9 protein-coding genes are annotated in these 12,652 nt (G+C 67.2%); 5 read left to right on the plus strand and 4 right to left on the minus strand.

Annotation, left to right across the window (positions count from 1 at the left end; all coding sequences use genetic code 11):
- Nucleotides 1-6: 6 nt before the first annotated feature.
- The gene (gene tcuA, locus KVP10_RS18730) at nucleotides 7-1,506 is read left to right on the plus strand and encodes an FAD-dependent tricarballylate dehydrogenase TcuA (RefSeq protein ID WP_217966259.1); all 1,500 of its coding nucleotides are present in this window, start codon (nucleotides 7-9) and stop codon (nucleotides 1,504-1,506) included.
- Nucleotides 1,507-1,634: 128 nt separating this feature from the next.
- Nucleotides 1,635-2,357, plus strand: a complete 723-nt coding sequence (locus KVP10_RS18735; protein ID WP_217966260.1) for a GntR family transcriptional regulator — start codon at nucleotides 1,635-1,637, stop codon at nucleotides 2,355-2,357.
- 3 nt (nucleotides 2,358-2,360) lie between these two features.
- On the opposite strand, the gene KVP10_RS18740 is transcribed toward KVP10_RS18735, so the two are convergent.
- Nucleotides 2,361-3,536 carry an acyl-CoA dehydrogenase family protein gene (locus KVP10_RS18740; RefSeq protein WP_217966261.1) on the minus strand — a complete coding sequence of 392 codons (1,176 nt, stop codon included), beginning with the start codon at nucleotides 3,534-3,536 and terminating at the stop codon, nucleotides 2,361-2,363.
- 103 nt (nucleotides 3,537-3,639) lie between these two features.
- Here KVP10_RS18740 and KVP10_RS18745 point away from each other — a divergent pair, with 103 nt between their 5' ends.
- Complete coding sequence (locus KVP10_RS18745; protein ID WP_217966262.1) at nucleotides 3,640-4,533, plus strand: LysR family transcriptional regulator; 894 nt, start codon at nucleotides 3,640-3,642, stop codon at nucleotides 4,531-4,533.
- A gap of 55 nt (nucleotides 4,534-4,588) precedes the next feature.
- On the opposite strand, the gene KVP10_RS18750 is transcribed toward KVP10_RS18745, so the two are convergent.
- Nucleotides 4,589-6,187 (minus strand): AMP-binding protein, encoded by a 1,599-nt coding sequence (locus tag KVP10_RS18750; RefSeq protein WP_217966263.1) that lies wholly within the window; start codon nucleotides 6,185-6,187, stop codon nucleotides 4,589-4,591.
- 393 nt (nucleotides 6,188-6,580) lie between these two features.
- Between KVP10_RS18750 and KVP10_RS18755 the strand changes: the two genes are divergently transcribed.
- Complete coding sequence (locus KVP10_RS18755) at nucleotides 6,581-7,564, plus strand: Bug family tripartite tricarboxylate transporter substrate binding protein (protein ID WP_217966264.1); 984 nt, start codon at nucleotides 6,581-6,583, stop codon at nucleotides 7,562-7,564.
- Nucleotides 7,565-7,682: 118 nt separating this feature from the next.
- Here the strand turns inward: KVP10_RS18755 and KVP10_RS18760 are convergent, their stop codons facing one another.
- Together KVP10_RS18760 and leuC are read right to left on the minus strand one after the other, a co-directional pair.
- A complete protein-coding gene (locus KVP10_RS18760) occupies nucleotides 7,683-8,585 on the minus strand; it encodes a LysR family transcriptional regulator (protein WP_217966265.1) in 903 nt (300 codons plus the stop codon).
- A 292-nt stretch (nucleotides 8,586-8,877) separates the two neighbouring features.
- Nucleotides 8,878-10,281, minus strand: a complete 1,404-nt coding sequence (gene leuC / locus KVP10_RS18765) for a 3-isopropylmalate dehydratase large subunit (RefSeq protein ID WP_217966266.1) — start codon at nucleotides 10,279-10,281, stop codon at nucleotides 8,878-8,880.
- A gap of 201 nt (nucleotides 10,282-10,482) precedes the next feature.
- Between leuC and KVP10_RS18770 the strand changes: the two genes are divergently transcribed.
- Entirely contained in the window at nucleotides 10,483-12,426 is a 1,944-nt protein-coding gene (locus KVP10_RS18770; RefSeq protein ID WP_217966267.1) for an aconitase family protein, read from the plus strand.
- Nucleotides 12,427-12,652 lie beyond the last annotated feature (226 nt).

Here is a 12,652-nt window from a genome sequence, read left to right on the forward strand (position 1 = left end):
ATTGAATTGGAACAGCAGACTCATCAGTACGACGTGATCGTGGTGGGCAAGGGCAACGCGGCACTGTGCGCCGCGCTGGCCGCCCGGGACACTGGAGCCCGCGTCGCCATGCTGGAAGCCGCGAACGAAGACGAATCGGGCGGCAACAGCCGCTTTGCCGGCGGCGTCATGCGCTTCGCGTATTCATCGGTGGACGACCTCAAACAAGTCACCGACCTGACCGATGAAGAAGTCGCCACCAGCGACTTCTTCACCAATACCACCGACGAATTCTTCGACGACCTGTTCCGCCTGACCAATTACCGCACCGACCCCCAGCTCTCGGAAATCCTGGTCACGCAAAGCCTGCAGGCCATGACCTGGCTGCGCTCGAAAGGGGTCAAGTTCGTGCCCAATTACGGCCGCCAATCGGTGCTGGTCGACGGCCGGCGCAAGTTCTTCGGCCGGCTGCCCATCGAAGTGTCCGGCGGCGGCGCCGGACTGGTGCAATTCCTGGATCGCGCCGCCGCCAAGGCCGGCATCGACATCCACTACAACACGCGGGCCCGCTCGCTGATCATAGAAGACGAACGCATCGTCGGCCTGCGCGCCAACCAGGCCGGCCGCCCCGTCGTCTTTCGCGCCAAGTCGGTGGTGCTGGCCTGCGGCGGCTTCGAGGCCAATCCCGAGATGCGCGCCCGCTACCTGGGCACGGGCTGGGAACTGGCCAAGGTGCGCGGCTCGCGCTTCAACCAGGGCGAGGGCTTGAAGATGGCGCTGGACGCGGGCGCCGCCCCCTACGGCAACTGGTCGGGCTGCCACGCCACGGGCTGGGACCTGAACGCGCCCGAATTCGGCGACGTCAACGTCGGCGACCAGTTCCAGAAGCACAGCTACATCTTCGGGCTGCTGATCAATGCCAAGGGCAAGCGCTTCGTGGACGAAGGCCTGGATTTCCACTCGTTCACCTACGCCAAGTACGGCGGCGAGCTGCTCAAGCAGCCCGGCCAGTTCGCCTGGCAGGTGTTCGACTCCAAGATCAACAAGCTGCTGCGCTCCGAATACCGCGTGAAGATGATCACCAAAGTCACCGCCGATACGCTGGAAGAGCTGGCCGAACGCCTCGAAGGCGTGGATTCCGGCGCAGCGCTGCAGACCATCAAGGACTACAACGCCTCGATACGCAGCGACGTCCCGTTCGATCCAGCCATCAAGGACGGCCGCTGCACGCAGGGCATAGAGCCGCCCAAGTCGAACTGGGCCCAGGCGCTCGACACCCCGCCCTACCATGCCTACGCCACCACCTGCGGCATCACCTTCACGTTCGGCGGGCTGCGCATAGATCCGGACAAGGGCCAGGTGCTGGATGTCGACCTCGTACCCATGCCCGGCCTGTACTGCGCCGGCGAAATGGTGGGCGGGCTGTTCTATTTCAACTACCCCAGCGGCACCGGCCTGGTCTCGGGCGCGGTGTTCGGCCGCATCGCCGGGCAAGGGGCCGGGCAGGCGGCCATGGGCGGCGCCTGATACGGATTTGCGATACGCAGGGAGGCCGCGGCGCCGGGGCGGCGTAAAATACCAGTGCCGGGACGACGCAGCGGCCGCCGCGGGTTCGTGCCGGCACTGGCCCTGATCAATAACGCGGATCCATATCAATGATAAAGAAAGTGAGCGGCGCGAACCTGCTATTGGGAGACGTCGCCTACGAATCGGTACGGGAAGCCATCCTGGCCAACGAGCTCAAGCCGGGCGAACGCGTATCGGAATACAAGGTCGCCGAGTGGCTGGGCATCAGCCGCACGCCGGCCCGCGAGGGCCTGCGCCGGCTCGAGAACGAAGGCTTGCTGCGCCAGCACCCGCGCCGCGGCCTGGTGGTCGCGTCCATCGACGACAACGCGCTGCAGGAACTGTACGCAGTGCGCCAACTGCTCGAGGGCGGGGCCGCCGCCATGGCGGCCAAGCACGCCACCGATGCCGAAATCGAAACGCTGCTGCACCTGAGCCAGGCCGAAGCCGAATTCAGCGACGACCCGCGCCGCATGTTCGAGCACAACCGCAGCTTCCACAACGTCATCTATCACGCCGCCCACAACCAGTTGCTGCTCAAGTTCCTGCTGCAGACCGCGGACACGCTGGCCGCCTATCGCAATGTTTCCACCCTGGTCATCAAGGAACGCCGCGAGGAAGTCGTGGCCGAACACCGCGAGCTCAGCGAGGCGATCGCCCGCCGCGATGCCGATGCCGCGCAAGAAATCGCCGTGCGCCACGTGCGCAACGCGCTGCGCGCCCGCACCCGGCTGCGGCACGAGCTGCTGAGCGAAGAAGTGCAGCGCCGCAGCCGCCTGCGCTCGATCGACCACGCGACGGAAGACCAATAAGGGCTAGGCCTGCGCCAGCACCGCCTTGGCGATGGTGTTGCGCTGGATTTCGCTGGTTCCGGTCACGATGCGGTACAGCCGCAAGCGGCGGAAGATGAATTCCACCGGATGATTCTTGGTCACGCCCACATTGCCGTGTATCTGCATGGCCTTGTCGGCGATCTCGAAGCACTTTTCCGACACGAACAGCTTGCACATCGAGGCCTCCTTGCGGATGTCCTGCCCTGCGTCGGCCTTGCGCGCGGCGTCCATGATCATGCTGGTGCAGGCATACAGGCCGGTGGCCATGTCGGCCAGCATGTGCTGGATGGCCTGGAAGCGGCTGATGGGGCCGCCGAACTGGCGCCTGCGCCCTGCATAGTCCAGCGCCATTTCGTAGGCCTGGCGGGCCAGCCCCGTCATGGTCGGGCAATGCAGCAGGCGGTTGACGCTGATGCGGCCCATCGCCGTCCTGAAACCCTCGCCCTCCTTGCCCAGCAGATTGGCGCGCGGCACGCGCACATGGTCGAACTCGATATCGGCGTCGACATGCTGCCCGGTCATGGGCAGGCAATCGTAGGTCAGCGACACGCCCGGCCGGTCCAGTTCGACCAGGATGGCTGAGATACCGTCGGTGCCCTTGTCCGGATCGGTCACGCACATGGTGATCGCATAATCGGCAAAGGCCGAGGCGCTGATGTAATGCTTGCGGCCGGTGATCACATAGTCGTCGCCGTCGAGCACCGCGCGGGTGCGGATGCTGCCCGCGTCCGAGCCCGATTCGGGCTCGGTCATGGCAAAGCACGTGCCCATCTCGCCCCGCACCACCGGCAGGATGAAACGCTCGACCTGGTCGGGCGTGGCGTACTTGATGAGGTTGCCGATGCGCGACGGGCCGCCCCAGTCGCCCAATATGTGCGGAAACAAGATGGCGCCCGAGGCCGCCACGTCGTCCTTGAGCACGCACAAGTCCTGCACCCCCAGGCCCTTGCCGCCCAGCGCAGGCGGCACCTGCAGGCCATAGAAACCCAGCTCGCGGCAGCGCTGCCAGACCGTGCGCACGGTTTCCTTGGAATAGCGGTCCTCGTAGGTGAAGCCGCTGGCGCGTTCGAAAGGGATGAGCTCTTCGGTGATGTACTGGTGCAGCCTTTCCCGGATGGACTGCAGTTCCGCATCTGCGGCCGCGTGATTAAGGTTCATGAGTCGCCTCGGACATTGATCGGTACGAATGGCCCCATGTTGACAGGGCCGCTTCGATTGGCGGATTATTCTTGCGAAGATTCTGATAACGCAGAGGAATGCCGTGCGCCTGGAGGACCTGAATTATTTTCTCGCCGTTGCCGAAACCGGGCATGTGGGGCGCGCATCAGAACAACTGGGCCAGACCCAGCCGGCGCTTACCAAGGGCGTGCAGCGGCTGGAACGGGAACTGAACCTGCAATTGTTCGAGCGCACGCCCAAGGGCATGGTGCTCACCACGGTGGGCCAGGCCTTCTTCGAAAGGGCGCGCGAAGTCAGGTTCGCCATGGACCAGGCAGTCAGGGAAGCGAGCGACCTGCACCTGGGCAAGGTCGGCATGCTGCGGGTGGGCGTGCCGCCCAATTACGCCGACTACTTCGGCACCACCTGCGCCCTGCTGCTGCAACAGCGCCCGGCGGCCCGCGTGCTGGTGACGATAGGCCTGAACGACAGGCTGTTCGCGGCCCTGCGCCTGGGCGACCTGGACTTGTGCATCAGCGCCCAGCAGACGCCGTCGGACCCCGACTTCGATCAGCAGGCCCTGTTTTCCGACAACCTGCACGTGATCGCGCGCGAAGGCCACCCGCTGTTCCTGCAGCCCAAGCTGCAATTGGCCGACCTGGCGCAAGCCTCGTGGCTGCTGCCCGGCCGCAAGGTGGTGGCGCGGCGCAACATCGACGCCCGCTTTACCGAGCATGGCCTGCCGCCGCCCAATGTAGTGGTGGAATCCAGCTCGACCAGCTTTTCCATGGTCAGCATGGTGCGCGCCTCGGACTTGCTGACCGTGGCCACCGAATCGTCCATGAAACGCCCCGAAAGCCGCGGGCTGCGGGTGATCCCCTTGCGCGAGGCATCCTGGCCGCGGCGCATGGGCATTACCACGCGCCGCGGCTCGTACCTGTCGCCCCTGGCGCTGCGCTTCATCGAGATGCTGCACCAGAACAAGCCCGCACTTTAGGCCGCGGGCCTGCCTGCCGGGCTTGCCTGCTGGGGCCGACGGCCCGGCGCCGGCGTCAACCCACGCGCCTGTCCTGCCCGGTCCAGTACGGGTCCTTGAGCATTTTCCTGGATATCTTGCCGTTGGAATTCTTGGGCAGTTCGTCCAGGATCTCGATGGACCGGGGCTTCTTGAAGTCCGCCAGCAAGGCCTTGCAATGGGCGGCCAGGGCCGCCGCGTCGACCGAGGCGCCTTGCTTGAGCACCACCGCGGCCTTGACCGACTCGCCCCACATATCGTCGGGCACCCCGAACACGCAGGCCTCGAAGACCGCGGGATGCTGGTACAGCGCCTGCTCGACTTCCGTGGGGTAGACGTTGAAGCCGCCGGAAATGATCATGTCTTTCTTGCGGTCGACGATGTACAGATAGCCTTCCTCGTCGCTGCGTGCCAGGTCACCGGTATGGCACCAGCCGTCGCGCAGCGCCTGCGCGCTCAGTTCCGGCTCGCGCCAGTAGCCGGCGAACACGTCGGGCCCGCGCACGGCGATTTCGCCGATCTCGCCGTCAGGCACCGGCACGCCCCGGTCGTCCAGCAGGCGCACCTCGGTCTCGCCGAAGGGCCGCCCGCAGGATTGCAGCAGCTCGGGCTTGGCCTGCATGGCGCGGCCGTGATCGGCGTTGCTCAGCATCACCATGCCGCCGGTCGTCTCGCCCGCGCCATAGCCCTGCGCCAGCACCGGCCCGAGGGCCTCCCAGGCCTCGCGGATGCGCGCCGGCGCCATCGGCGCCCCGCCGTACGAGATCTGGCGCAGCGCGCTCAGGTCGTAGCGATGCAGCGACGGGTGCGTGATCAGCATATTGACCATGGTCGGCACCATGAACGTGAACTTGGCGCGGTACTGTTGCGCGGCGGCCAGGAAACGCTCGGGGTCGAAACGCTCGTGCAGCAGGATGGTGCCGCCCTGGAACAGGAACGGCTGCATGAACATGCCGCTGGCGTGGGTGATGGGGCCGGCCAGGGCCAGCACATCGCCCGGGTCGGCCCGCATCCGGCCCATCACCACCTTGCGCAGCGAGGCCAGGCGGTTGCCCACCGTCTGCATGGCGGCCTTGAGCTTGCCGGTCGAACCCGAGGTGAAATGCAGCACCGCCAGGTCGTCGGCCTGCATCTCGGCATCGGGATTGTGGTCGGCGGCCGCAGCCAGCAGGCCTTCATACGAATATGATCGCCGGCCCGGGGCAAGCGCCGGAAGCTGCGCGCGGCCTTCGTCCTGGCCGTAGGCCGCGCCGATGACGACGATGTGTTCGATGCCGGGAAGCTCGCCGGCCACGGCCATCACGCTGTCCATGTGGGCGCGGTCGATCAGCAGCACGCGCGCATCCGCGTTATTGACGGTCTCCACCAGCTCGGCCGGCGCAAGCCGCGCATTGAGCGCCACCTTGACCAGGCCCGCCTTGTACAGCGCGCATTCCAGCTCGATGATCTCGGGCCGGTTCCAGGCCTGGATGGCGACGCGGTCGCCCTTGGCCAGGCCCAGGCCCAGCAAGGCGCTGGCCAGCCGGTTCGAGCGCGCGTCGAGCTGGCCATAGCTGATACGGATATCGTTGAAGATGATGGCGGTATGGTCCCGCCAGTACCGCGCATTGCGGCTGATGAAGCGTCCTTGATTCATGGAGTCAGGCCTCGAGCTAGGGAATGTGGATGCTATGGTGCGGCCTGGCCGCCACCGACGGGATAACGCTTTCGGCGATTCCTATGCCGCGAAGTTATCGGCGGCGCGGCGAGCCACGAATCCTAGGCCATGGTCCACAGGCGATCGGCCGCCGGCCTGTCGCAAGCAACAGCCTCCCGCCCCGAAATCGCACGGCCCGGGCGGCGCGGCCGGCATGCCGCATGTCGATTGCGCGTATATTCGCGTCCTCATGCCACGCGGTTATCGGGTCGCGCCGCAGCGGAATCAGACGCCCGGCCCAGCCGGGCTAAAAATAAGGCCGTACGCTCGAACAACAAACCGGATCCTGAGCGCTCCGGGTCGAAGCGCATCCACACCACAGGAGACCCCTATATGAAGATCCCAACCCTAGCCTCGCGCCTCGCCTTGTGCGGCCTGATCGGCCTGTGCACGGCAGCGCCCGCCCTGGCCGCGGACGACGCCTATCCTTCCAGGCCCATCCACCTGGTCGTGCCCTTCAGCGCCGGCGGCCAGTTCGATTTCCTGGCCCGGCTGATGGCCAAGTCCATGAGCAAGAACCTCGGCCAGAGCATCATCGTGGAAAACGTCGGCGGCGCCGGCGGCAACGTGGGCGGCGCCAAGGTCGCCGCCTCCAAGCCCGACGGCTATACCTTGCTGGAGTATGGCGGCAACTTCGCCATCGCCAAGTACCTGACGCCCAATCTTTCCTATGACCCGGTCGCCGACCTCGTGCCGGTCGCCGCGATCAGCATCGCGCCGCACGTCATCCTGGCCGGCAAGGCCTTGCCGGCAAAGACATTCAAGGACATGGTGGCCTATGCCAAGGCCAATCCGGGCAAGCTCAGCTACGGCAGCCCGGGCGTGGGCACCTCCATGCACCTGACCTTCGAGGAAGTCCGCCAGCACTTCGGCTTCCAGGCTACGCAGATCCCCTATCGCGGCGGCAGCAATATGCTCAATGACCTGGCCGGCGGCCAGATCGGCGTAGGCATCGTCGCGGTGGGCCCGGCTCTGCCCTTCATCCAGTCCGGCAAGATCCGCGCCCTGGCCGTCACCGGCAAGGAACGCGCGCCCTCGCTGCCCGACGTGCCCACCATCTCGGAACTCGGCTACAAGGGCTTCGACAGCGGCAGTTGGGCGGGAATCGCGGTGCCCAAGGGCACGCCGCAGCCCATCGTCGACAGAATCAACAAATCGGTCAACACGGCACTGCACGATCCCGAAGTGCTGAAACGCTTCCACGAACTGTCGTTCAGGCCGCTGCCCGGCACGCCGGCGCAATTCCGCCAGATGATAGATGAAGAAGCGCAGCGCTACGGCCCCATCATCCAGGCGCTGCACCTGGTGCAGAAATAAGCCCAGGCACCGGGGCGAAAAGAGCCCGCGCCCGGCGCGGAACGCCCCGCAGCAAGCCCGGCCCATGCCCGCCCGGCAGCGGCAGGCCTGGCCGCCGGGCCAGACTGCAGCGCCGTCGCTACTCGCGGCTGGTCAGGAAATTCAGCAGCGACGCGGCGGCAGCCGACAGGCGTTCGCGCTGGCGGAAGATCACCACCAGCCGGCGCACCGCCCAGTCTTCCTGGATCGGCACCAGCCGCACATTCAGCGTATTGATATAGAGCTCGCCGATGTGCTGCGGCACCACGGCGATGCCCAGCCGCACGTGCACCATGCGACAGAGCGCATCCAGGCTGCCCACGCGTATCTTGACGTGCAAGGTCGCGCCGCGCGCCTCGGCCTGCTGCGACAGTAGGCGGGTGAGCGCCGCCTCGTCGCCCAGGCCCACGAAGCTCTCGCCCAGGAAATCCTCCATGCGCACCGCCGGCATCTGCGCCAGGCGATGTTGGCGCGGCACCATCAGGAACAGGTGGTCCGTGCGATAAGGCAGGTGTTCGTGGCGCTCGACGCCGGGGATCATATTGCAGATGCCCAGGTCGAAATCCTGCTCTTCCACATAGCGCAACACATTGTGGCTGGTCTGCTCTTCGAGCTGGATGTCGACATCGGGAAAGACCCGCTGGAACGCGGCCAGGTCCTCGGGCAGGAACTGCACGATGGACGACAGATTGCCGACGATCTGCACCCGCCCCTTGGCGCCGGTCTCGAACTGCGTCAGTTCGGCAGTGAGGCGCTCGATGCTGGCGATGATGTCCTGCGCGTGGCGCAGCACCGTTTCCCCGACGGGAGTGACCGAGATCCCGCGCGACTCGCGATGGATCACCGGCAGGCCTATGCTGTGCTCGATCTCGGCGATGCGCCGGCTGACCGCCGAGGGCGCGATGCACTCGCGCTCGGCGGCCCGGGCGATGTTCTTTTCCTGGCAGACGGCCACGAACAGGCGCAGTGTCGTCAGGTCGATTCTTCGGATCAGGTTTCTCATGTCTGCCCCGGTACGGGCGCTAGAGAGCGGCAAAGCCGCCCCGCCATCCCGCGGGCCGGACGCGCAGCGGAAGCCAGCGGCATCCGCACACTGCCGAACCGCGGCCGCGAAAGGTGCAGGCATTTTACTGTAGCGGGCTTGCGGCCCCGACGCGGCGGCCGATAGCGGCGGTCCATGCATGAAGGCCGGCCGCAACGCCAGCCTTCATTCAAGGCGCGCCGGCGCCGCCTGCAGCCGCCCCGCATGGCGGCGGGGCCCTGCTTCTTTTCCCTCGGCACGCCGACGAGCCGGCCTAGGCCGGCACGCGCAGATCGACGAAATGGCCGGCGATCGCGGCCGCCGCGGCCATGGCCGGACTGACCAGGTGCGTGCGCCCGCCCTGGCCCTGGCGCCCCTCGAAATTGCGGTTCGAAGTGGACGCGCAGCGCTCGCCCGGGGCCAGGCGGTCGGCGTTCATGGCCATGCACATCGAGCAGCCTGGCTCGCGCCATTCGAAGCCCGCGACCAGGAATACCCGGTCAAGGCCTTCGCGCTCGGCCTGGGCCTTGACCAGGCCCGATCCGGGCACCACCATGGCCAGCCGGATGCCGGGCGCGACGCGCCGGCCGCGCACCACGGCCGCCGCCGCGCGCAGGTCTTCGATGCGCGAGTTGGTACAGGAGCCGATGAAAATCTTGTCCAGGCGGATGCCGGTAATCGCCGTGCCCGGCTCCAGCCCCATATAGGCCAGGGCGCCCCGCATCCCCTCGCGCTTGACGAGATCGGGCTCGGCGTCGGGGTCTGGCACGCGGCCGTCGACCGGCGCAACCATCTCGGGCGAAGTGCCCCAGGTAACCTGCGGCACGATGCGCGCGGCATCCATCTCGACCACCGCGTCGAACACCGCGCCCTCGTCCGAATGCAGCGTGCGCCAATAAGCCTCGGCCTGGTTCCAGAGCGCGCCGTCCGGGGCCCCCGGCCGCCCCCGCAGGTAGTCCAGCGTGACCTCGTCCACCGCGATCATGCCGGCGCGTGCGCCGGCCTCTATGGACATATTGCAGACGGTCATGCGCTGCTCCATGGACATGGCGCGGATGGCGGAGCCGGCGTATTCAATGGCGCAGCCCGTGGCGCCGCCGGTGCCGATGCGGCCGATCAGCGCCAGCACGATATCCTTGGCGGTGACGCCCGGGCCGGGCACGCCGTCGATGCGTACCAGCATGGATTTCATCTTGCGCGCCAGCAGGGTCTGCGTCGCCAGCACGTGCTCCACCTCGGACGTTCCTATGCCGTAGGCCAGGCAGGCGAAGGCGCCGTGCGTGGAAGTATGGGAATCCCCGCAGACCACCGTCATGCCGGGCAGCACCGCGCCCTGCTCGGGTCCGACCACGTGCTCGATGCCCTGGCGCACGTCGTCCATGCCGAGAAAGGCCATGCCATGGCCCGCGGTGTTGTCCTGCAGGGTCTGCACCTGCAGGCGCGATACCGGGTCGGCGATACCGTGCCTGCGATCGGTGGTGGGCACATTGTGGTCGGCAACAGCCAGGCAGGATGCCGCGCGCCAGGGCTGGCGACCCGCCAGCCGCAAGCCTTCGAAGGCTTGCGGGCTGGACACCTCGTTCATGAGATGGCGGTCTATGTACAGCAGGCTGGTGCCGCTGGGGTCGGTGGCGAATGCATGGGCATTCCAGATTTTGTCGTACAGGGTCTGGGGCATGATGTCGAACCGTGGTGGATATGCCGGCGGCCTCGGAGGCGCAGCGGGCCGCGCGGCCTGTTGCAGAAAATAGTAAAGCCGCAAGGCCGGCCCGACGATCGCGATGCGAGAAGGCTGCCATGTCCATGCGGCACTTCATCGGCGCCGGCGCGGGCCGTATCGTATGGCTGCGCAGCCCAGCCCCGCGCAGCAAGGAATTCCATGGAAAAAATCATACGTTTCACCGGCCGCATACTGTATCTGTCGCAGGATCCCGCCTGTATCGAGGCGCAACTGGCCGGCGCCGACCTGTCCCTGGCCGAGGCCATGCCCCTGCGGGACGATGTCTCCACCGACGAAATCACCCCGGTCACCGTCATGTTCACTTATGACGAACGGCTCGGCCGCTATCCCTACGTCGGCTTCAAGGCCGGCGAGCGCCTGCCCATCGGGCCCGATGCCGTGCGCAACGGCGGCTTCTGCGTCACAGTGGCGGGCAAGCGCTACGGCAAGGGTTCGTCACGCGAATCCAGCCCCTTGGCCGAGCGCGCCGCCGGCATACGCCTGATCATCGCCGAGAGCTTCGAGCGCATCTACCAGCAGAACTGCGACAACCTGGGCATCTACACCAGCACCGACTTCGGGCTGCTGGACCGCATCCGGGCCGGCGAGGCCATAGGCCTGGACGAATTCCTGCAGGGCCGCGACGAGCTCACCCGCGAGATCGTCGCCAGCGGCGGCCTGATGGCCTACAGCAAGGCCGCGAGCTGGCCCGACCCGGCCACGGCGGCCGCGCCACTCGCCGCCGCGCCACGGCCGCGCACCCTGGTAGAAAAAATCATCGAGCGCCACCTGCACCCCGGCACGCCCATGGCGCCGGGCGCGGGGGTCTTCGTGGCGGCGGACTGGCGCTTCAGCCACGACTACTTCACCGGCATGAGCGCCTACATGATGGACCAGGCCTTCGGCCCGGACGCCGCCCTGCTCCGGCCCGAACGCATCGTCGCCTTCCAGGACCACCTGGTGCTGGCGCCGCAAAGCGTGCCGCATGTGCGCGACGGCCTGCTGCCCGGGGTGGCCAACCTGGAACGGGGCCATCGCGATTTCACGAGCCGGCATCCGGTGCGCGTGCACGGCGCGCTGCCCGACGGCTCGGGCTCGGACGGCATCTGCCATGCGGTCATGGCCGAGCAGTATGCCCTGCCCGGCCAGGTCGTGGTGGGCACCGATTCCCATACCCCGCATTCCGGCGCGCTGGGCTGCCTGGCCTTCGGCGCCGGCGCCACCGAGGTGGCCAACAGCTGGGTCACCGGCTATGTACGCTGCGGCGTCGCCCCCACGCTGCGCGTGGAAATCGACGGGCAGTTGCGGCCGGGCGTGACCGCCAAGGACATCGTGCTGCATCTGCTGCGCCAGGACGCGATCCGCAATGGCGAGGCCATCGGCGCGGTCTTCGAATACACGGGCTCAGCCATGCGCGCCCTGCCGGTGGACGAGCGCGCCACCCTCACCAATATGGTGGCCGAACTGGGCGGCTTCACCGGCATCGTCGCCCCCGACGAACGCACCGTAGCCTTCCTCAAAGAACGGCGCGGCATGGATTTCGAGATCGAGCCCTGGATGGCCAGCGACCCGGACGCGCAATACAAGGCGACGATCCGGCTGGACGCCGCCGCCATAGGCCCCATGCTGGCGCGCCCCGGCGACCCCGGCAAGGGCATGGCCGCCGACGATCTGGCCGAGGCCGTGCCGGTCGATATCGCCTACGGCGGTTCCTGTACGGCCGGCAAGCGCGAGGATTTCGACTACTACCACGAGGTGCTGAGCTGGGGCCTGGAGCAAGGCTTGCGCATCGCGCCGGGCACCCGGCTGTACCTGCAGTTCGGCACACTGGACGTGCGCCGGTACTGCCTGGACCGCGGCTACATGGATACCTTCGAGCAGGCCGGCGTCACGCTCGTCATGCCGGGCTGCGGCGCCTGCGCCAACTGCGGGCCGGGACAATCGACCTCGGCATCCCAAGTGACCATCAGCGCCATCAACCGCAACTTCCCCGGACGCTCGGGCCCGGGCCAGGTCTGGCTGGCCAGCCCCTACACCGTGGCCGCCAGCGCCCTGGCGGGGCGCATCATCAGCTTCGCAAGCCTGCGGGAAGCGCACCGCTAGGGCGACCGGAGCACCTCAACCGTCTACAGAACGAGCGGAGAGAACGGGGTGCCTCCCGGAGGTGAGCGGGTCATCGAACCGGAGGGAGGTACCCCGTTCTAGGGCCTGTTCACACTAAAAGGGGTGCCACACTGGCGGGCAGAAACACGCCAGGCTAGGCGCGGGCGAGGCCGCGTGGCCGCCCCACGCAACGAGTCCGCAACGACGCATGGCGTGTTTCTGCCCG

It is taken from the genome of Candidimonas humi, from assembly GCF_019166065.1.
In the GTDB taxonomy this organism is placed as follows: Bacteria; Pseudomonadota; Gammaproteobacteria; order Burkholderiales; family Burkholderiaceae_B; genus Candidimonas; species Candidimonas humi.

Bases quoted from the DNA above. Each gene is read 5' to 3' on its own strand.
- KVP10_RS18735 (WP_217966260.1), top strand. From the start codon at position 1,635: ATGATAAAGAAAGTGAGCGGCGCGAACCTGCTATTGGGAGACGTCGCC.
- KVP10_RS18740 (WP_217966261.1), bottom strand. From the start codon at position 3,536: ATGAACCTTAATCACGCGGCCGCAGATGCGGAACTGCAGTCCATCCGG.
- KVP10_RS18750 (WP_217966263.1), bottom strand. From the start codon at position 6,187: ATGAATCAAGGACGCTTCATCAGCCGCAATGCGCGGTACTGGCGGGAC.
- KVP10_RS18755 (WP_217966264.1), top strand. From the start codon at position 6,581: ATGAAGATCCCAACCCTAGCCTCGCGCCTCGCCTTGTGCGGCCTGATC.
- KVP10_RS18760 (WP_217966265.1), bottom strand. From the start codon at position 8,585: ATGAGAAACCTGATCCGAAGAATCGACCTGACGACACTGCGCCTGTTC.
- leuC (WP_217966266.1), bottom strand. From the start codon at position 10,281: ATGCCCCAGACCCTGTACGACAAAATCTGGAATGCCCATGCATTCGCC.
- KVP10_RS18770 (WP_217966267.1), top strand. From the start codon at position 10,483: ATGGAAAAAATCATACGTTTCACCGGCCGCATACTGTATCTGTCGCAG.